Origin of the sequence: Algoriphagus resistens, from assembly GCF_001442615.1 — a bacterium.
In the GTDB taxonomy this organism is placed as follows: domain Bacteria; phylum Bacteroidota; class Bacteroidia; order Cytophagales; family Cyclobacteriaceae; genus Algoriphagus; species Algoriphagus resistens.
The window spans coordinates 216,681-236,548 of record NZ_LMXN01000003.1; the positions used below are offsets into that span (position 1 = coordinate 216,681).

Here is a 19,868-nt window from a genome sequence, read left to right on the forward strand (position 1 = left end):
GCTGCCATGCTAGAAAAACTCGGACTCATTCCTATTGGCGACATTATCAGGAATAAATCAATCCAGAACTTTCTGTTTCTGGCAATCATTCAGTCATCCAATGTATTGATTTCGATCATTTCTATGCCCCTACTGATTCAGGGAATAGGAGTGGATCAGTTTGGGCTCGTGAATCTGGCACTTTCCGTTATTATCATGCTGAATATACTGGTTGGGTTCGGCTACAATCTGAGTGCCCCCAGAGAAGTAGCTGTCAATCAAAATGATAAGGTAGCTCTCTCTCATCTGCTTAGCAACGTATTCTCTGCCAAAATTCTTCTTGCCGCTATTGCCACACTCATGATCCTGGTAGGGGTTTTTGGGCTGGGCCTTTTCAAAGAATATTCCTTGATTCTCGTTTATTCAGTATTGCTGCTGTTTTCTGAAGCTACATTGCCACTTTGGTTTTTTCAGGGAATGGAAAAAATGAAGCTGGTGAGTATTGCCAACATCTTCAGCAAACTACTTTTTCTGATGGGAATAGTATTGTTTATCCACAGTCCAGAGATGAGCAAATGGGTAAATTTTATGCTGGGGTTTTCCGGTCTGCTAATCAACCTTTTTTTGCTGACCTACATACATACATTCTTACAAATTAGGTTCTACAAACCACAATTTTCAGCTATTTGGGTCAGCTTAAAGGAGAATGTATTATTCTTTTTCAGCAACCTCTCGGGGTATATTTCAGTAAATGGGGGTTTAATAATTTTCAGTTTTTTTGCAGGAGCCGAGACTCTGGGAATGTATAGTCTGGCCGAGCGCGTTGTAATGGTGTTACGCCTTTTCCCCGCTATAATTATACAGGCAATATTTCCGAATGCCTCCAAACGTTTCAAGAAAGACGAGCACTCTTTTTATCGTTTTTTAAAGATTGTATATATAAGAGTACTTCTATTTGGAGCAATCATTGCCACTCTGGCTTACCTTGCCGCCCCGTGGATTATCCAGGTGCTATCCAGATCGGAATTGAATGAAGCAGTGACTTATTTGCGGCTTCTGTCTCCACTTTTGTTCCTTTCATGTTTGAACATTCCCAATATCACCATGATGCTGGTTGCAGATTTAAAGCAACTGTTATTTAAAGCAAGTTGGATGATGTGCCTATATATGATCGTCGCCACCTCTATTATGACTTATCTTTTTCAGGGCATTGGACTTTGCCTTGGTATTCTGTCCACAGAGATTGTAGCCTATAGTATTTGTATGGTACTTTTGTACAAGCGAAACCGTAAACTTTTCCATGGCTTTTACTCCTAATCCATCTGTCGCAATTGTCCTGGTAAATTGGAATGGATATGCTTTCACCGCTGATTGCCTCCGGTCACTCAGGATGGTTGAATTCCCGGACTTCAGGGTAATACTGGTAGACAATGCTTCTGAAAACGAGGAAGCAAAACGATTGAAAACTGAATTCCCGGAAATTGACTTAATCCAGAATACCTCCAACCTTGGGTTTACCGGAGGAAACAATGCTGGAATCAAAAAAGCACTGGAAGAGGGGTATTCCCACGTCATGCTGCTGAATAATGACACTGTTGTGGAGCCAACTTTTTTGGGCCAGATGATTAAGAAATTCGAAGGCAGACCACAGCTGGGTGTTGTACAGCCCCTAATATGCTTTGTGCATGACCGGGAGCAAATATGGAGTGCAGGAGGAGAGTGGAATCGGCTTCTGTGCAGAGCAATCACGCGTGGGGATCGAAAATATAAGGATAGGTACTTAGCCGAAGACTGTGAATTGGGCTGGGCCACCGGCTGCTGCATGCTTATTGCAAGAAATGCGCTTCTAAAAACGGGACTGCTTAATGAAAGTTATTTTGCTTATTTTGAAGACGTGGAGTGGTCCTTACGCTTTCGGGAAAAAGGCTTTACAATTGTATTGGCAGCTGATGCCATGATATACCATGAGGCTGGGGCATCTTCCAAGAAAAAACATGCTGAAGGAACCCTAAGTGCCAACGTGTTTTACTACCATGTACGCAATCAATTCTATCTCGTACGCAAGCAATCTAGTGGTCTTCCGAGGCTGCTTGCCTACGGCTATCACCTGTTCCGTTTCGCTAGTTGGATAGGCTATTTCTGTGCGAGGGGTAGATTTCAAAAGCTAAAAGCGGTAGCTAGGGGTATCAACCATGGTTGGAAATTACCACTCCAAAAAGCAGAAGTATGGCATTGATATTTTTTCTTATTATCGCATTTGCCGTGGCTGCCGGATTTCTCTGGACGGTACAGCAAATGGTTTTCAAAGGGAAATGGACTTACTTTATCTTTTTCCTGACAGCCTTTCTTCCCTTTTATATCACATCACTTAGTGTAGTTTTCTTGGTCACAGGATCAACTCTTCTTGTGAGCTTCTTTCAGATTAGTAAGGAGCTCATCGTCCTAATTGCAGGGTTGACTTTTATTAGCTATCAAAAGAACCTCTATACCTATCCTTTCCGCCTTCAGTCAACCGACTGGTTTATGTTGCTATTTATTAGCCTGGCAGTGATATTTCTTTTCCTTCCCATAGGAGAGGCAAGTTTTATCAACAAGGCTTTATACTTTAAGAGTATGCTGATTCCCAGCGTGGTTTATTTTTTGGGGCGCAATACACATTTTGAAAAGCTGGAATTCAAGCGCTTGTTTCAGATCATATTTGTAGTTGCTATAAGCTCCTTTTTGATGAATCTGGTAGAAAATTTCCTGCTGGGAGCCCATCTTCAACAATTTACAGGCTACGCGCTGTTCAATGAGGAAATAAATGGTATTGAACCTTCCGGTAATTATAATTTGACTTGGACCTTCGAGACTGCCAATGCGATGAAACGGTTGGGAAGTTTTTACTCAGATCCCTTGGAGCTGGCAAGCTCTGTGCTGCTGGGATTTGCCGCTGGACTGATCTGGTTTTTGACTTCACAGAAAAGGCATCAATGGAAATATCTGCTAATTATGCTTTGTTGTATTGGAAGCCTTATATTCGCTTCTTCCAGAGCTTCTTTTGTCGCATTTTTCTTAATGATATTTTTTGTTGCTTTGGTCTTTAAGCTGTATAAATTGATTGGTTTTGGGTTCCTGAGTTTGGTGGTATTTGTAGTATTTGTAGTGTTTTTTGCTCCTGAGGATTTTTACTTCTTTGTAGTGGATACACTGACTTTTGCAGATACCTCCAGTATCGGCCATGTGGTAGAATGGGGCCTGGCATTGGATTCCATGTTGACAAATCCACTGGGTATCGGATTAGCGATGAGTGGAAATTTCGGAAGTGTATCCGATGAGTTGCGAGTAGGTGGTGAGAATCAGTTTTTAATCTACGGTGTGCAACTGGGCTGGATCGGAATGATCCTATATATAAGCACACTTTTAACAGGTATACGGAACTCCATTTTTGTATTCAAAAATTCAGATAATCTGAATTTGGCAAGAATAGCCTTTGTAGCGGGAACTGTGAAAGCAGGCTTATTGCTCCCACTATTCACAGCCAATGTAGAAATCTATACCTATGTATCCTGGATTTCCTGGTGGATGGTGGGGGTGAGTATAAACGAGTATTCCAGAATTAAAGCAGTGACACATACAAACGAGTTAGTTAGATGATATTACATACCAAATGTCCTCTTTGCGATAGCAATAGTTTAAAGGGGTTTGCAATAGATACAGTACGACCCGGACCGCATATATCTAGAGTACAATGTAATTCTTGCAAATTGGTGTTTGCCAATCCAATGGCAGACAGCAAGGAATTGGCATTACACTATACCCATTACTATGATAGAGATCATTACGAAGCATTTGATTATAAAAATTTGATTTTGGATCATTTCGAAAGAATTTCGAAAATGGACCAGGCGATAATTCCTCAGGAAGCAAGATTCCTCAAAATGTTGGAGAGTGGTAATAAATTCCTAGATGTGGGTTGCGGATTGGGTTTAGGATTGGCTTATGCGAATAAACTAAACTGCGATTTGTATGCAACAGAGTTTGACACAGGGGCCTTGGAATTTATAAAAGAACATTTCCCTGTTAAGACGTTTCAGGGAGATATTTGGGACGCTAACTATCCTGATAGCTATTTTGATTTTATCCACATCTCCCATGTGATCGAGCATGTGCTGGATCCCAAAGCCTATATTTCAGAAATGAAAAGAATCCTAAAGCCAGGAGGGTATATTGCAATTGGTACCCCAAATATGTCCAGTAACCTATACCGGTTTCATAGATGGTCCAAACTTCTCCGTTTACAGGTTCCCGACATCATCGACGGATTAGAGCATACCTTTATTTTTCCGAAACCACTTCTAAGAAAAGTTTGTGAAGAACAGGGTTTAACTGTAGCTGACCATTATACGCATAATTTAGGAGAGAAATTTAGCAACCTACTTCGGTATAAAATGCCTATGAAGAAAAAACTAAACAGGCTAATCCAGAATGCGTTTCAGGTGAATCAGTGGATTATCTGTAAGAAATAGAAAAGAATGAATACCATTTTATAGAAATGAAGATACGATCTATAATTTTTAAGCTATAGTTTTGTATGGTCTACCAGATACTAATTAGGGGGATTTTATAAAAAGCGATGAAAGAATGTGAAGTTTGCGGAGCTCAGGATTTCTCAAAAATCCAAGCAAAGGAAAGAATGTTTGGACTCAATGATCCTTTTGAATACCTAGAATGTAATTCTTGCAAAGGCTTGTTCTTGCAGAATATTCCGGAAGATTTAGGTAAATATTATCCAGCTAACTACTACTCCTTTGGGAACTATGCAAAAAGCAATTCCTTGTCCAAGGCATTGAAAAAGCTAAGGTATGAGGCATTTGAATTGGGGATTTCATTGAGGCCTCCTAATTATTTTGATTGGCTTTCCAAGTTAAACGTAAGCAAGAAAAGCAAAATTGCAGATATTGGCTGTGGCAATGGGCAGCTTTTGGCGGAGTTATCTTACTGTGGGTTTAAGTCTCTTCATGGCTACGACCCATTTCTGAATGAACCAATTAATTCACAAGGATTTTCATTAAATAAGATAGATTTTTTTGACATTGAGGAGAAGTATGACTTGGTCATGTTCCATCATGCCTTTGAGCATATTCCCGATCCTGTCCACTGCTTTGAGAAGCTGGTTGAAATATTAAATCCTGGTGGTGAAGTATTGATTAGGGTTCCTGTAACAGATGGAGAAGTCTGGAGAGAGTATAGAGAATTCTGGTATCAACTCGATGCCCCGAGACATTTGTTCATCCCCCATACTAAATCCATGAAGATATTGGCTGAAAGATTTGGACTTGATCTTTTCCATATTTCATTTGATAGTTTTGATAGTCAATTTTGGGGGACAGAGCTTTATAAGAGAGGAAAGCCCTACGTGGGGACATTGATCGAAAAAGAGTTCAGTCAACATGAGCTAATCAATTTTAAAAAAATGGCAACTCAATATAATGCGAATAGCATAGGTGATCAAGCCTGTTTTTATTTTAGGAAAGACACATGACAGAGTACTTCAAATCACTCGAAAGTGAAATACATGATAATTCAAACTTAGGCTCCAATGACCGGGAATACTTTGAATTCCATAAAAACAGATTTAAAAGATTTGATCGATTTCTGAATACCCTTCCCAAGAGGATGCCCAATTCTTCGACGGATATCAAAGTCCTGGAAATAGGAAGTCATTATCTGCACACTTCAATTTTGCTATCCAGCAGAGGTTTTCTTGTAGACGCAATGGATGTAGGGGAATTTTGGCAGCTTGATTTTGTAAAAGAAAGGGCAAAAAGATATGGATTAAGTGCTACCGTGGAAAATGACATTTCAAGACTAAGGTCATTTCAGAATACTCACAATAAATATGATCTCGTGGTATTTACAGAGATTCTGGAGCATATCACGTTTAATCCCATACGGTTTTGGAAGCAAATTTATCAGATTTTAAAGCCCGGAGGACTCATTTACATTTCCACTCCCAATGCTTTTGCTCTTCCCAATTATGTAAGAGCTATTAAGAATGCTTTTGGATTAAAATCTATAGGGATCACTGTGGACGATATATTTTCTAAAGTAACCTATGGTCATCATTGGAAAGAATATTCTGCAAAAGAAATTAAAAAGTACTTCAAAGCTTTGTCTCCTGACTTTGAAGTAGAAGTGAACCCTTATAGCTATAAAGTATATGACCTCAGGCCTCCCCACTTGATGTTTAAATTACTTTCAAAATTAGGCAATATGACTAATACCTTTGCTGAAGATCTGGAAGTGATAGTCAGTTTAAAACAAAAAAATAAGTGGGGTATTGAAGAGCCGGAGTATTAAAATTAAAAAAACTTAACTTAAAATGCATGGCGTTATAAAGCTACTATTAATTCCAATTAGCAAAAAAGGAGCATGTTATAGGAAGAAACATGTGAAATCATGCTTCTTCCTATAGTAGGTTAATTGTATTGATCAAGTTTTATTGTATAAAATGCAATTCCACCACCAGTCCAACCGCCAGATGATACAACGCCATCATTTGTTAGAGTTGTAAAATAAAATCCTTTATTTGGGTGATACCATTCATAAACTGGTGTTCTTTCAGAATTTCCACTAGTATAAACTCGCGCAATTTCACCTTGATTTACGTTCCCTGGATAAAGTGCGCCGAGGTTAGGATCAAGGCTCAAATAGTCAACATGCGTAATATTATGCCTGTATTTGTACAAAGGAACCGTTCCTGATTTGGGAGAAGTAAACACATACCCTATATATCCCCAGTAGGAAAATCCTTGCGCTCCGAAACCATAAGTTGACCAATTAGGGGTCCAATTGTAACCTCCAGTAGATGATTTCAGGTAGGCATACAGTGGTTTTTCGCTCGCATCCTGAGGATATAAAGTTCTAATCGACAGCTGGTCTAAATAAGGAAATCCCGTCCACCCCTTTGTAATTTGATGATTCATAATTGAATTCGGATCAGAATTCCATGTTCCAGGTATTATCGTTCCAGGGATATTGTAAGGATTTGCACCTGGAGTGTTATAATCAGTATGATGCAACCCAATACTATGACCAATTTCATGGGCTAAAGTCTGTACCTTCCAGTCCAAATCAAGGTTGTTATGATGCAGATTAATCTGGATAGAATTGCCCGGATTCCCATTGGATGGCAAAGATGCGGAGGCGATTATGCCACTGACTTGGGAGTATGCTGTAATATTAATATTCGCTGTTCCAGACGTTGGCTGGAAATTCAGATTAATATTCCTCACATTATTCCATTCGGCGAATGCAGCTGTAAGAGCCGTCCTCCAATCAGACCCGGCTCCCGAGGAGGGAACACTCGATTGAACTCTATAAGTGATTGTTCTGGTAACTCCAGGAGAAGTGGTCACTAATGTATTTAGTCTATACTGTAAATTCTCTTTTCCTATCCCTGATTTTGGGCTTACATCAGGAGATATATTGCCCAAATTCTTTAGAACTTCCTGGGAAACAAAAATATCCCCATCAATTAAATACCCATCTTGAAAGGGTACTGTTTTCTTTCCCTTTAATTGAGCAAAGTCTAGATACCTATCCAGGCTTTCATTTTTCGCCTCGACTTGAACTTGTTCACCTTGTTCATTCAACGGCAAATTGTCTTCTGTCTCGCAACCAAAAAACGTTACGATTAATCCTGCAAAAAGCAGCTTTTTAAAATGTGTCTTCATAGTCTGTAAAAATTTAGTGTTCAGGAATTTAGGTTTCTGATTAGTAAAACGCAAGAAAATATATGAAAATAGCGTTTAAAACATTTCTATGTATTTATAGTTAATTTAAACATACTCATAATCACATAAACACAGTTTAATGCTTTATATAATACAATAAATATACTTTGTGAAAATAACTTCTAATGTGTCTGCTTTTTTGGGTCAAAAAATACCCTGTACAGGGTATTTTTTATGTCAATTTTTTTTATTAGGGACGTGATTTACCGTTTTCCAAATATTAAGTTAACCCGATTAATTTACTTAGGAATCATCATCATTGAATAAAGCAAAATATGCAATAAAGTTGCGTAAACATATACTTATCTTGCTTGCAAAGAAAGAGGAGATACCTGCTTGTGATAATCGATATTTTGCTGAAATTGTAGCGTTTACCTTTAATGGTTCGTTGCTTATATAGCTATACCTTTTAAATTTTATAACTGATGAAATCGAGCATGACTCAAGAGTCACACACTGGGATGATTATTCACCATGCGAGATTCCATATGGCCTTTGAAAGACAAATTATAAACTCATGAAAAGACAACTACTATTACTCAGCCTAATGGCAATGGCCATGTTCTCTTGCGATAAAAAAGAGGATGAAGATCCAGCTACCGCATGTGGCGTGAGCGACCCTGTTGAAAATCTTCCATGGCTAAAGTCAATGTCAGAAGAAGCTGCTTCAGATGAATTTACCCAGTACAGCTATATTGCACAAGCGATTTATAATGGAGAAACGGTATTTTACAATGGATCCTGTTGCCCAAATTGCAATTGGCAGTTAACCTTATATGATTGCTCTGGAAATGCTATAGAAAATGACTATTCTATAAGTGACCTTGAGAACAACACGGTAATTTGGCATCCTGAAAATTCAGTATGCGAATTTAACTAGTATTTCAACATGTATGTTTCGTGTAAGTTTTTACTATTCCCGTTGTAGCGTTTAATGTCATATTCGGAAGGAACATATTAACTACAGGGAGAAAATTATACTGAAACTATTTCAGCCGCCTTCGGACTTGATCCAGCAACATTTGAAATCTCCGGAGAATGCACTCCCAAAAATCAATTGATTAGCTATTCAAACCATAATGGAAGCGTTCGAGTTGGAAGCTTGATCCTTGATGATTCAAAAGAGAATTTTGTACTCGGGTATCCATGCAATGATATGCTAGGCCTCAGCAATTCTATTAGAGATCTGACATATACCCAATTAGAGTAAGAGAAGTGTTAACAAAACCTCATTTTTTTAAAAATAAACATGCTAACTTCCGCTTATCCTAAAACGACATCCAATCGGCACCCCACTTACGTTATAGAAGTGGGGTGTCAATTGAGAACTTTATTCGACTGTTTTGCGGTTGATAAAACTGATCCACTAGCATCTCTTCCTTTCAAAAATCTATGCATTTGAAATGAACAGGAATGCGGATAAAATATTCTTATCTTGCGGCAGATTGCGGGTTCTTGGTCAGAATTGCAATACTCAGGAGTCATCAAAACGGCTTCCGGTTAAAAAGTTTGCACCATTTTTGGATTGATTTGATATGCTACGACTTGGGTCACAGCTGGAAATGAACTATTAAATTATATGATTAATTTTATTGAAATTGAGGAGAATCTGGAGAAATTCAGGTTAGCATATCATATTGCCCAGCCTTTTCCTCATTTAATAATCGACAATTTTTGTGATGAAGAAAAGCTGACCGCAGCCTACAATTCCATTCCCGAACTGAGTAATAAAAGCAGAGACTATGTTTTTGCCAACAATAAATTTGAAAAGTCGAATTATAAAGAGCTTTGCCCTGAGCTCCATGAATTATATGAAGACCTTACTTCAGAGCGGTTCAATAAAATTCTCTCCTTTATCACATCGAAGGATGTATTTGTAGATCCTAAAAATCACGGAGGAGGACTTCATCAGGGAAAAAAGAACAGTTTTCTGGATATGCACCTTGATTTCAACTATCATCCCTTCAATAAAAATTGGTACCGCGAGCTTAACCTCTTGCTTTATCTGAATAAGGACTGGAAACCAGAATATAAGGGAGACCTTAAGATTTTGGATCTTAGAACTGGAAATGAAGCTGAACTGGAAGTTCCATTCAATCGGATGATCATTCAGCAGTGCGCGCCCTATACCTTGCATGGATATGATATGACCGCATTTCCAGAAGGCAGATATAGAACTTCGATCGCCACTTATGCTTATCAAAAACATAATTACATAATAGAGAAGCCAAGAACCACGGATTGGCATCCGACTCAAGACTCCAACCTTTTCAAAAAATTATTGGCTAAAAATTATAATTTTTTAGTTTCGACCAAGAACAAATTCTTTGGAAGTGGAACAGCAAAAAATCAATGATCTCGCTTAGTTCCCCCATGACTGTTATGATAGGTCTAAGCTCTGGAGCTCAGACAATTTACATTCCGTGGTACTGTATTTGTAAGTAAACCAAAGGAAAAATAACAAATGCCTGATTAACCGGACTGAAGCGCGCTATAGTTAATGAAAGTACTGCTCGATTTACAATATTTGAACGTGGCCACTACAGGTATAAAGACCTATATGATGGAGCTTGCAAATGCGGCAGTGACCTATCCTCATCCTGATGTTGAGTGGATTTTTTCGCATGATCCTGCCAAACAAAGCGCTGATCAGACTTTTAAAGGACCTCAATCCAAGATTCAACGGCTTAATTATCATTTGGATTATTTTCGTTGGAAGGAATTTCAATTGCCGGATTTAGTAAAAAAACATCACCCGGATGTGCTGATTTGTCCTGATTTTGTTTCTCCTGTTGCAAGTTTGCCTTGCCGCAGATTAACTGTGATCCACGACGCATTCTTCTGGCAAATGCCCAATAATTACCCAAGATGGTGGAGAACTTATTTTCTGAATCTAATAAGAAAGGGGCTCAAGGAACAAACGGAAATAATTACTACCACTGAATACGCTAAAAAATCCCTTCTTAAATACCTAAAAAAGAAAAATCCAATATCGGTGATTTACCAGGCTCCAAAGACCTTAATGAATGGGGTGGATTCCTCGTTTTTAGATCAGTTTCAACTTAAACCCAAGGGGTATTTTCTTCATATCGGGACATTTGATAAGCGTAAAAATCTATCTTTGCTTGTACGCGCATTTTCAGAGTTTCTCAATCGTGAAAACCCTGACATGAAACTGGTACTGGCAGGTGGAGCTGGCCAAAACACCCAATTGAATGACTTACCTGCAGTAGAGAAATTAATTCAGGAGCTAAATCTTGAATCCAAGGTTTACCTTCCTGGTTATATACGCGATGATCAAATCAGGGCACTTTATGATGGTGCATTTGCATATGTATTCCCTTCCGAAAATGAAGGATTCGGAATTCCTATTCTAGAAGCTATGGGTTTAGGCGTACCGGTGATCCATTCAGACCAGCCCGCGTTAGTAGAAATATCAGGAGATGCAGGTTTAGTAGTAAAGACTGGGAATATGCAAGATTTAATAGAAAAAATGATACTTTTGAACAGTGATCCTGAACTGAGAACTGCCCTTATCCAGAAAGGCACCACTCGTGCCCAGGATTTTTCATCCAAAAAATTTATCGAGGCTTTTCATCAAGTGTTATTTTCTAATTAATATACAATTGAACGTTCTCTTTCTCCATAGTACATCTGATCTCTATGGATCCGCAAGAATTTTTCTCGAAGTAATCAAAATTTACAATTCATTGGGGGTGAAGCCCGTGGTTGTGCTTTCCGGTGAAGGACCTCTAGCTGAATCTTTGAGGGAGATAAATGTCTCTGTGAAAATTCAAAATCTGGGTGTGCTCAGACGGAAATACAACAGCCCCCGTGGATTGATGAATAGAGGCGGTAGAATTCTGAAAACTTATGTATTTCTGAACTCCTTACATAAACAATATAAATTTGCACTTGTTTATACTAACACGCTTGGAGTATTAGTTGGGGCATTTTGGGCAAAAAGACATAAACTACCACATATTTGGCATATTCATGAAGTCTTGGAAGGACCCAAAGCTTTGGTTGATCTGATGGTCAAATTGCTTGACAGCTCTACTCCCCAACCTATAGCCGTATCCAAATCCGTGGGGGATTTTTGGCAGGAAAAGCTAACTATTGCCCGACCACAGGTTATATACAATGGAATTCCATACGGAGATTTTCTCGAAGTATACCCGAATCCTAAATCAGCATTTCAGATCCCAGCAGAAAAACTAGTGATCACCATGATTGGTCGGATCAACCCGGGCAAAGGCCAACTGTTTTTTCTGGAACTTGCCAAACGTTTGTGCATCACTTTCCCAGAGTTGAAATTTGTAATGGTAGGCGATGCCTATATGGGGTACGAGACTATTGGAGAGGAAATTGCGGAGTTTGTTATGCAAAACAAGCTTCAGGACAATGTAATTGATCTAGGCTTCAGAAAAGATATTCCACGAGTGTTGGCCGCTACAGATATATTTGTCCTCCCTTCCATTCTTCCTGACTCCTTGCCCACGGTTATTCTGGAAGCAATGGCGTCAGGCTGTCCTGTTGTTGCTACCCGCTCAGGGGGAGCATCTGAGATGGTAATAGAAGATCAAACTGGATTCTTAATTCCAATAAACGGTATAGAGCAGGGTGTAAGTGCGCTAATTAAGTTAATTTTGAGCCCGGAGCTTCGGAAAACTTTTGGCGAAGCTGGTAGAAATCATGTACTGGAGAACTTCAGTTTGGAGAATTTTAGAGAAAACATTAAAAACCATTTATGGCAGCAGCTAAAAAGAAATTGAGGGTCGCCATAATGGGAGCGAAAGGATATCCCTATGTCTATGGGGGGTACGATACGATGGTTAGGGAGTTAGGGGAGCGCCTTGTGAAAAAGGGTATACATGTCCGTGTTTATAATCACAGGGCTCTTTTTCCGCAAAAGCCCCGCTACGTAAATGGTATTGAATGCATTTACACGCCAGCCATAGAATCAAAAAAACTTACGCAGCTATCACATAGTTTTTTCTCCATGATGCATGCATGCTTCTCAGATATAGATGTGATTTTTGTGGTGAACAGTGCAAATGGTCCCTTCGGAGCGATTGCTAGATTTTTCAGAAAAAAAACCGTGATCAACGTCGATGGACTAGAATGGCTCAGGCCAAAATGGCATGGAATTGCCTCCAAATATTTTTTCTGGGCATCAAAAATGGCCACAAAATATTATGATCAGCTGATCAACGATTCTGATGAAATGCAGCGTGTGTATAAGGAATTGTTCAATGCAGAATCCAAAGTCATTGCATACGGTGCAAATCCCCGTGCCGATGTAGCTGCTACTCCTATCGAAAAATGGGGCTTTAAATCCCACGATTATTTTCTGATCGTAGGAAGGTTAATTCCGGACAATAATGCGGATCTGATCATAGAAGGATTCTTGAAATCAGATAGCCGGCGGAAGCTAGTCATTGTGGGAGATGTGCCTTTTGATGATGATTACGCTACGGTTCTCAAGAAAAAAGAGGATGACCGCGTCCTATTTCTTGGATACATAACTGATCCCAATGAATTGGCTGCCTGGTATTCGCATTGCTATGCTTATTTCCACGGCCATGAATATGGCGGCACCAATCCGGCGATGTTAAAAGCTTTAGGCTTCGGATGCTCAATTCTGGCTTTGGACACCCCATTCAATCAGGAAATGCTTCAAAATGGAAAGCATGGATGGTATTTTAAGAAATCCACAGATTCTGTAAAGGACATTGTGGAAGCAGCAGAAAATAGTCAGGAAAGAATGGCTTATTTCCGAGAAACAGCACGTGAAGGATTGATACAGCGGTATACTTGGGACTATGTAACAGATCAATACCTGGAGGTTTTTGAACAATTGTCCGGCAAGGAAGTTTTCAAAAACCCTCCTCAAATTCCCATATTGGAAGAAGTGGAAAAATGAGATCCAGAGGGATATTCAATGAACTTTCCCAGAAAAAATCTCCTTTCATACCTATAACTTTTAACCTTAAAATAGTTTAACCATGATCAGAAAAGCAACTGCCGTATGGCAAGGAACAGGCAAAGACGGTAAAGGACATTTGAGCACCCCAAGTACCGTTTTGGACAAAACACAATATTCTTTTGGCTCCAGGTTTGAAAGCGGTGTGGGGACCAATCCCGAAGAATTGATCGCAGCAGCGCATTCAGGATGCTTTGCGATGAAACTGAGCTTTAATCTTCAGGAGGCTGGCTACACCGCCGATGAACTGGATGTGACTGCAAATATCACTTTTGAGGAAGGAACATTGAAAAAATCCCATTTGGTACTTAAGGCAAAAGTAGATGGGATTTCCCAGGAGAAGTTTAATGAGCTGGTAAAAGATGCGGAGGAAAACTGTCCAATCTCCAGAGTTTTGGATCTGGCAATCAGCGTGGAAAGTACCTTGAATGCTTGATATCAAAGTCAAAAACCTAAAGTTTGGGGTCTAGATCGGGAAGTCCAAAATTTAGGAATAGTACTAAAAGGCGGTTTGAATAATTTCAAACCGCCTTTTTTGCATCATGATGGATAAGAATTTCAAATTTTTAATAACGCCTGGAACAGGCAATGTATTAATACCAACGCCTCTTTCTCCAATTTTCCTGCTGTTCCGGATTGAGAAAAGTCCAGGCTATAAATCGGGTTTTCTTATTCCCGTGAATCATTTGGATGATTTTTCGATCAGCAACACGCGCTTTTTTCAAAGCCAAAACAAGGTCTCTGAGGTGTTCTTCTTTTGAAACAAGTGAGGTAAACCAAAAACAATTGAACTTGAAAGTTTTGCTTTCTTGGATCATCTTTTGGATAAAAGCGAGCTCCCCACCTTCACACCAAAGTTCGTTGCTTTGTCCTCCAAAATTCAACGTAACGTTCTTACCACCTTTTCCTTTTAGATTTTTCACTTTTCTGGTGCTCCCAGCGAGTGCTGCTTCCTGAGATTCGTGAAATGGCGGATTGCAAATCACAAGATCAAAAACATCGTCCGGCTTAATGATTCCGGTAAGGGTTTCTTTAGGGTTTTGCTGAAGTCGCAGCGTTACTTTTCCCCGGAACTGAGGATTTGCATACAGATTATCCTGGGCAGCATCAAGCGCCTTTGGGTCAATCTCTGATCCAATGAATTTCCAGTTATAAATCGAATTTCCAAGCAGCGGATAAATGCAGTTCGCGCCCGTTCCGATGTCCAAGACATTTATTTTTTCTCCGGCAGCAAGTTTGCCGGAATTGGACTCAGAGAGTAATTCTGCCAAATGATGGAGGTAATCTGCTCTTCCGGGAATCGGCGGACATAGGTAACCAGAAGGAATATCCCACTCAGCAATCTGATAAAAATGCTTTAGCAATGCCCTATTAAGTTCTTTTACAGCCTTAGGATCTGCGAAATCAATGCTTAGATCACCGTATTTATTGGCTGAAACGTGTTTCTCAAGTTCTGGATGAGAAGTAATTAAATTGGGAAAATCGTACCGCTCACGATGGAGGTTTTTGGGATGGAGTTCACTTTTTGCCGCCTTTTCGCTCATTGTTCAAATTTAGTGAAATCAGAACGTAAATGAACGTACCTGCTAAAAGGATAAAAGGGGTGTCCCCTTAATTGCACGTATATTTCATTTTAAGATGTAATGAAAACTGCAAACCTCCCATATTTGGTAACCTCAGCAGTTCGGAACGCTTACTATAACATACATACTAAATATTGACTCCAAAAGGTAAACAGTTAGCTACCCTTTGGAAGGGAAAGCATCAATATATCCGCTGCTTAAACTCCTGATTTTTTGGATTTTCCAAATCAATTAAGTAGCCGTTGACTACTGCATATTTCCGAACTCCTTCTTTTTCCAAAAAGAAATTCGTGTCCGTGCCGGTTTTCCAACCCGAAGAGAACACATCTGTACTCTTCAAAACCAAAATAGGCAGTTGATGCAGATCACCTTTTGCTCCATTCCTTACTTTCACAGCCAGATAACCTTCTTTGAGCAACTCCATAGCTTTTGTCTCATCTATGGCTTCTACAGAATCAAAAGCTGTTACATAAACTTTACCTTCTGCATATTTCAGTCCACTGGCATCAAGTTCCTCCAAACCATAATATACCTGCATATCTCCCAAATCATCCACCGATGCGGACATGTAGTAGGAATCTCCAGCTGTAATGTCTCTTCTTCTGATTCCCAGATCCACAGGATAATATTTCCCCTCCACTGGCACCTGCAGCTCATTGATCAGAAGATCGACTAGCTGCATGTCATTATCAGGAATGGCGAAATACTCCGCAGTAGTATATTGCTCATAGCTTCTTTTGGCGATTTGCTCCAACGCATTGAGGATTATCATAAAATTCAGCTGACGGATGTATTGTTTGTCCGGATCATTTGGATATCCGCCAGACTCGATCAAAATGGTACTCGTTCCCCATTTTGTAATGTTATCCCCAAAAGCCCTGGGCTCAAATGCGTCATCATATTTTCCCACATGACCAGGGACTACTTCCTGAAGGATTTTATTCATTCCCACGATTGTCTGCATGGCTCTGATACGTACCTCATTTACGTCGGTAGCGTAGTTATATGCGGGAGCCAAAACAGAGATCGTGGCCTGCTTAGGCGTACCGGTAGCATTATAATAAGTTTGCTGGTCGTGAAGATTAAAGCCGAATTCAGGCTCGAAATCATCTCTGGCACCTTTCAGAATAATAGCCTCAGGGGAAATCTGCGAAATCGCATCCCTGTTCAGGTCTATGTCTATGGCATTTCTCCGTTTGAAAGCCTCTGCTCCATCCGGGTTGATCATCGGAATAAATTTCAGATCAAGGGAGCTTTTCAAAAGGGATCTCAAGCCCTGATATTCATCGCCACTAGCTTCCAGGAAATTGAACAAATCAAATAGCGCCATGGTAGCCGTACTTTCGTTGCCATGCATTTGCGACCAAAGCATCACTTTTATTTTTCCGTCTCCCCAATCCAGGCTAGAAATACTTCTGCCTTCTATGGACTCTCCAAGCTTGGTGATCTGAAATGCATCGGAATGCTTCTGAATCAGTGGCTGTATATCCGCATGCTTAAATCGGCGATGAGTGATTGCAGGCTCTTTATACTTCAAATACGCGGATTCCAACACGGATGCCGCTGTGGTTTCATGGATCGGCACTTGTGCAGTTTTACAACTGAAAACTGTCAAAAACAGCAAAAACAGGCTTATCGAACGGGTGACTTGATCTTTCATGGTTATTCCTATATTCATATAATTAAATATAATGCTAAGCATCGTATAAGCAAAAAACTGGTTAATTTTGCTTGAAATTGAATATTTGCCCTAATGAATTTATCCTATCTAGTCGAAGATCTTCCGCTGAAACATACATTTACCATTGCCCACCAAAGCCGGGATGTGCAAGATACTCTAATAGTAAAACTGCAAGATGGCGCATTTTTTGGTTTGGGAGAGTCCACTACAAATCCATTTTACGGCATGACTATTACGAACATGTCAGAATGTTTGGAGAATTTCAGGACTATAGTAGAAAAAGGGGAATGGAAAACTCCGGGGGAACTATGGGACTTGGGCAGGGAGGTATTCAAAGAGAATCCGTTTGCGCAGTGTGCACTGGATATGGCTGCTTGGGATATTTATTCAAAAAAACAGGGAAAAAAACTATACGAACTGCTTGGGCTGAATACTTCCAATATACCAGTGACCAACTTTACAATTGGTATCGACACCATTGAAAAAATGGTGGCAAAAATGAAGGAAGTTCACTGGCCAATATACAAAATAAAATTAGGGACAGCTGATGATCTTGCCGTCATCCGTGAGCTCAGAAAACATACAGATGCTGTGTTTAGAATCGATGCAAACTGTGCCTGGTCGGCGGAGCAAGCGATAGCATATTCTGGGGAGCTTGCCAAGCTAGGTGTTGAATTTATGGAGCAGCCACTGGGAAAAGATGATTTGGAGGGGATGAAGGAGGTGTTTGAGCACAGCAAACTACCGGTGATCGCAGACGAAAGCTGCATTGTAGAGTCAGATGTGAAAAAATGCCATGGCCTATTTCATGGAATCAATGTGAAGCTGGTTAAAGCAGGAGGTATCACCCCCGGACTGAGGATGATTCACGAAGCAAAGAAACTTGGAATGAAAACAATGGTGGGATGCATGACAGAATCTTCTATCGGGATTACGGCAATTGCACACATTGCTCCGCTTTTGGACTATGTGGATATGGATGGTGCAATGCTCTTATCAAAGGATCCGGCCCGGGGCGTTAATATTACTCCTGCAAAAGTAACATTCCCAGAGGGAAATGGAATTGGCGCGGAATTGGTTGTTTGAGCAACAAGTTTGAGGCTCAACCTCCCTTTCTTCTCCTTTCTTTATTTTTTAGAAAATTCAAATAACTTCCGTTTCTCCTCTTTATTTAACGCTTCGTAGCCACGATCAGCTATTTTATCCAATATCTTGTCGATTTCCTCTTGGGTTGCCTCTCCGGAATTGGCGGGAGAAGGGGTAGATTTTGAGGATTTTTTGAAAGAAGAGAATCCTCCCCCGCTAGTGGTTTTTGCTTTACGGTAGGATACTTTTACATTACTTTTTCTCCGTGAGAAAAGATCCTCAAAGAAAATCCCGACTTTCTGAACAGGCAGTCCCCAGTCATTTCCTCTGCGTAGCTGCACAATATATAAGTAGCCAAGTAATGCGCCTCCCAAGTGAGCCAATTCTCCGCCTGCATTTGCGCCTGCAGAATTGGCAAAAGAAATAATAACATAGAAAATCGCTATATATTTGATTTTTACAGGACCTAACAATAATAGGAAGAACGTAGTATTGGGACTGAGTGTGGCTGCACCGACTACAATTGCAAAGACTCCTGCACTCGCGCCCAGCATCAGAGAACTTCCCACCGATTGACTGAAATAGGGCGCTAAATTATAAATCAATACATAAAACACGGCTCCCGCCAACCCACCAAGAATGTAAAGATTGGCCAATTTACGGCTTCCCAAAAACTGATGGATCAACTGTCCAAACCAGAAGAGAAAAAGCATGTTGAAAAGAATGTGGAATATGCCCTCATGTAAAAACATGTAGGTGAAAATACTCCACGGCTGAGTAGCCAACCTTGGCAAAGAAGCCGGCATCATCAGATAGGAAAGAACGGTGGAATATACATTTCCCAATCCACCTATAGTCATAAATACCCTAAATACAAGCACTACGAAGAACACCAGAATATTGATGGCAATCAGCTTGTAAAGGCTATTGTCGCTATGCTTAAAAGCGTTTCGAAGATTGTCCCAAAAGTTACCGTACATAATCAATAAAAGCTGTTTCTGTCTTTTTTCCAGAAGTAAACCAAAACCCCACCAATCAGCAGTCCACTCAGGTGGGCAAAGTGTGCTACGTTATCCAGCGGGTTATTCACAAATACGTTATATATCGTGTAAAGGCTGTAGAAAAGCACCATATATTTTGCTTTGATCGGCATCGGCGGAAAGAGTAAAAATAATTGTGTGTTGGGGAAAAGCATTGCAAATGCGATCAAAACCCCAAAAAGAGCTCCTGAAGCACCCACCATCGGGATATTTCCCTGCGCCTCCAGTATAGCATCCAAGGTTTGACTTGCCTGACTGATTATATTTGGATCATCAGGATTCCGGCTATAGCTGTCTATGAAATCAAAGACTGACCTTTTAAAAAACCCACGGTTTTCCAGCACCAATTTATTAAATGCATCTGGATTAGGGTTGTTTTGGAACATGGCTACTTTTTCCTCCAGATTGTTCATTCGGTATGCAGAATATCCCGAGTAAAGAACTCCTGATCCTACACCGCAGACCATCCATAATATCAGTAATTTCTTTGGTCCCAAAAACTGCTCCAGCAAAGGCCCAAAAATCAGCAATCCGAACATATTACCGAATAGATGCCAGAAATCCGCATGCATAAACATGTATGTCAAAAACTGAAATGGCTTGAAATAGGGACTGTGAATGTAATAAAGCGCAAACCACTGATTCAGTTGCGGGAAAATAAATTGTGACACAATCAGTAGCCCAATATTGAGAATAAGTAGATTTTGAACTACCGGGGTTATATTTCTAAACATG

Annotated in this window: 18 protein-coding genes; 13 read left to right on the top strand and 5 right to left on the bottom strand. The window is 40.1% G+C overall.

Annotated elements, in window-relative coordinates; genetic code table 11:
• The first annotated feature begins 6 nt into the window (after positions 1-6).
• From AS141_RS07205 to AS141_RS07230, 6 genes are all read left to right on the top strand, one after another.
• Positions 7-1,296 carry an oligosaccharide flippase family protein gene (locus tag AS141_RS07205; protein WP_057936972.1) on the top strand — a complete coding sequence of 430 codons (1,290 nt, stop codon included), beginning with the start codon at positions 7-9 and terminating at the stop codon, positions 1,294-1,296.
• The gene (locus tag AS141_RS07210; RefSeq protein ID WP_057936973.1) at positions 1,280-2,215 is read left to right on the top strand and encodes a glycosyltransferase family 2 protein; all 936 of its coding nucleotides are present in this window, start codon (positions 1,280-1,282) and stop codon (positions 2,213-2,215) included. The genes AS141_RS07205 and AS141_RS07210 overlap by 17 nt, the downstream gene beginning before the upstream one ends.
• Entirely contained in the window at positions 2,206-3,615 is a 1,410-nt protein-coding gene (locus AS141_RS07215; RefSeq protein ID WP_057936974.1) for an O-antigen ligase family protein, read from the top strand. Before AS141_RS07210 ends, AS141_RS07215 begins: the two co-directional genes overlap by 10 nt.
• A 128-nt stretch (positions 3,616-3,743) precedes the next feature.
• A complete protein-coding gene (locus AS141_RS07220; protein ID WP_232424839.1) occupies positions 3,744-4,487 on the top strand; it encodes a class I SAM-dependent methyltransferase in 744 nt (247 codons plus the stop codon).
• 107 nt (positions 4,488-4,594) lie between these two features.
• Positions 4,595-5,503, top strand: coding sequence for a class I SAM-dependent methyltransferase (locus AS141_RS07225; protein WP_057936976.1), 909 nt, complete (start codon positions 4,595-4,597; stop codon positions 5,501-5,503).
• A complete protein-coding gene (locus tag AS141_RS07230; RefSeq protein WP_057936977.1) occupies positions 5,500-6,321 on the top strand; it encodes a class I SAM-dependent methyltransferase in 822 nt (273 codons plus the stop codon). The genes AS141_RS07225 and AS141_RS07230 overlap by 4 nt, the downstream gene beginning before the upstream one ends.
• 119 nt (positions 6,322-6,440) lie before the next feature.
• Here the strand turns inward: AS141_RS07230 and AS141_RS07235 are convergent, their stop codons facing one another.
• Positions 6,441-7,697, bottom strand: coding sequence for a M57 family metalloprotease (locus tag AS141_RS07235; protein ID WP_057936978.1), 1,257 nt, complete (start codon positions 7,695-7,697; stop codon positions 6,441-6,443).
• 577 nt (positions 7,698-8,274) lie between these two features.
• Here AS141_RS07235 and AS141_RS07240 point away from each other — a divergent pair.
• From AS141_RS07240 to AS141_RS07265, 6 genes are all read left to right on the top strand, one after another.
• Entirely contained in the window at positions 8,275-8,637 is a 363-nt protein-coding gene (locus AS141_RS07240) for a hypothetical protein (protein WP_057936979.1), read from the top strand.
• 699 nt (positions 8,638-9,336) lie between these two features.
• Positions 9,337-10,113 (top strand): 2OG-Fe(II) oxygenase, encoded by a 777-nt coding sequence (locus AS141_RS07245; RefSeq protein WP_057936980.1) that lies wholly within the window; start codon positions 9,337-9,339, stop codon positions 10,111-10,113.
• Positions 10,114-10,257: 144 nt separating this feature from the next.
• Positions 10,258-11,376: a glycosyltransferase family 4 protein gene (locus tag AS141_RS07250; RefSeq protein ID WP_057936981.1), complete on the top strand. Its 1,119-nt coding sequence runs from the start codon at positions 10,258-10,260 to the stop codon at positions 11,374-11,376.
• 7 nt (positions 11,377-11,383) lie between these two features.
• Entirely contained in the window at positions 11,384-12,532 is a 1,149-nt protein-coding gene (locus tag AS141_RS07255) for a glycosyltransferase family 4 protein (protein WP_232424840.1), read from the top strand.
• Positions 12,508-13,683, top strand: coding sequence for a DUF1972 domain-containing protein (locus AS141_RS07260; protein ID WP_057936982.1), 1,176 nt, complete (start codon positions 12,508-12,510; stop codon positions 13,681-13,683). Before AS141_RS07255 ends, AS141_RS07260 begins: the two co-directional genes overlap by 25 nt.
• 82 nt (positions 13,684-13,765) lie before the next feature.
• Positions 13,766-14,179, top strand: a complete 414-nt coding sequence (locus AS141_RS07265) for an OsmC family protein (protein WP_057936983.1) — start codon at positions 13,766-13,768, stop codon at positions 14,177-14,179.
• A gap of 157 nt (positions 14,180-14,336) precedes the next feature.
• On the opposite strand, the gene rlmF is transcribed toward AS141_RS07265, so the two are convergent.
• Together rlmF and AS141_RS07275 are read right to left on the bottom strand one after the other, a co-directional pair.
• Positions 14,337-15,287, bottom strand: coding sequence for a 23S rRNA (adenine(1618)-N(6))-methyltransferase RlmF (gene rlmF, locus AS141_RS07270; RefSeq protein ID WP_057936984.1), 951 nt, complete (start codon positions 15,285-15,287; stop codon positions 14,337-14,339).
• A gap of 220 nt (positions 15,288-15,507) precedes the next feature.
• Positions 15,508-16,986: a M14 family zinc carboxypeptidase gene (locus AS141_RS07275; protein ID WP_057937233.1), complete on the bottom strand. Its 1,479-nt coding sequence runs from the start codon at positions 16,984-16,986 to the stop codon at positions 15,508-15,510.
• A gap of 93 nt (positions 16,987-17,079) precedes the next feature.
• On the opposite strand from AS141_RS07275, the gene AS141_RS07280 reads away from it, so the two are divergent.
• Positions 17,080-18,093: a dipeptide epimerase gene (locus AS141_RS07280; protein WP_057936985.1), complete on the top strand. Its 1,014-nt coding sequence runs from the start codon at positions 17,080-17,082 to the stop codon at positions 18,091-18,093.
• A gap of 41 nt (positions 18,094-18,134) precedes the next feature.
• Here AS141_RS07280 and AS141_RS07285 read toward each other — a convergent pair whose 3' ends face one another.
• Positions 18,135-19,073 carry a rhomboid family protein gene (locus AS141_RS07285; protein WP_057936986.1) on the bottom strand — a complete coding sequence of 313 codons (939 nt, stop codon included), beginning with the start codon at positions 19,071-19,073 and terminating at the stop codon, positions 18,135-18,137.
• A gap of 2 nt (positions 19,074-19,075) precedes the next feature.
• Entirely contained in the window at positions 19,076-19,867 is a 792-nt protein-coding gene (locus tag AS141_RS07290; RefSeq protein ID WP_057936987.1) for a rhomboid family intramembrane serine protease, read from the bottom strand.
• Between the last annotated feature and the right edge of the window lies 1 nt (position 19,868).

What these genes read in the sequence shown, in the direction of transcription:
- AS141_RS07285 (WP_057936986.1), bottom strand. Translation starts at nt 19,073, where the DNA reads ATGTACGGTAACTTTTGGGACAATCTTCGAAACGCTTTTAAGCATAGC.
- AS141_RS07275 (WP_057937233.1), bottom strand. Translation starts at nt 16,986, where the DNA reads ATGAAAGATCAAGTCACCCGTTCGATAAGCCTGTTTTTGCTGTTTTTG.
- AS141_RS07260 (WP_057936982.1), top strand. Translation starts at nt 12,508, where the DNA reads ATGGCAGCAGCTAAAAAGAAATTGAGGGTCGCCATAATGGGAGCGAAA.
- AS141_RS07210 (WP_057936973.1), top strand. Translation starts at nt 1,280, where the DNA reads ATGGCTTTTACTCCTAATCCATCTGTCGCAATTGTCCTGGTAAATTGG.
- AS141_RS07265 (WP_057936983.1), top strand. Translation starts at nt 13,766, where the DNA reads ATGATCAGAAAAGCAACTGCCGTATGGCAAGGAACAGGCAAAGACGGT.
- AS141_RS07235 (WP_057936978.1), bottom strand. Translation starts at nt 7,697, where the DNA reads ATGAAGACACATTTTAAAAAGCTGCTTTTTGCAGGATTAATCGTAACG.
- AS141_RS07250 (WP_057936981.1), top strand. Translation starts at nt 10,258, where the DNA reads ATGAAAGTACTGCTCGATTTACAATATTTGAACGTGGCCACTACAGGT.
- AS141_RS07240 (WP_057936979.1), top strand. Translation starts at nt 8,275, where the DNA reads ATGAAAAGACAACTACTATTACTCAGCCTAATGGCAATGGCCATGTTC.
- AS141_RS07225 (WP_057936976.1), top strand. Translation starts at nt 4,595, where the DNA reads ATGAAAGAATGTGAAGTTTGCGGAGCTCAGGATTTCTCAAAAATCCAA.
- AS141_RS07290 (WP_057936987.1), bottom strand. Translation starts at nt 19,867, where the DNA reads ATGTTTAGAAATATAACCCCGGTAGTTCAAAATCTACTTATTCTCAAT.
- AS141_RS07245 (WP_057936980.1), top strand. Translation starts at nt 9,337, where the DNA reads ATGATTAATTTTATTGAAATTGAGGAGAATCTGGAGAAATTCAGGTTA.
- AS141_RS07215 (WP_057936974.1), top strand. Translation starts at nt 2,206, where the DNA reads ATGGCATTGATATTTTTTCTTATTATCGCATTTGCCGTGGCTGCCGGA.
- AS141_RS07220 (WP_232424839.1), top strand. Translation starts at nt 3,744, where the DNA reads ATGGCAGACAGCAAGGAATTGGCATTACACTATACCCATTACTATGAT.
- rlmF (WP_057936984.1), bottom strand. Translation starts at nt 15,287, where the DNA reads ATGAGCGAAAAGGCGGCAAAAAGTGAACTCCATCCCAAAAACCTCCAT.
- AS141_RS07280 (WP_057936985.1), top strand. Translation starts at nt 17,080, where the DNA reads ATGAATTTATCCTATCTAGTCGAAGATCTTCCGCTGAAACATACATTT.
- AS141_RS07205 (WP_057936972.1), top strand. Translation starts at nt 7, where the DNA reads ATGCTAGAAAAACTCGGACTCATTCCTATTGGCGACATTATCAGGAAT.
- AS141_RS07230 (WP_057936977.1), top strand. Translation starts at nt 5,500, where the DNA reads ATGACAGAGTACTTCAAATCACTCGAAAGTGAAATACATGATAATTCA.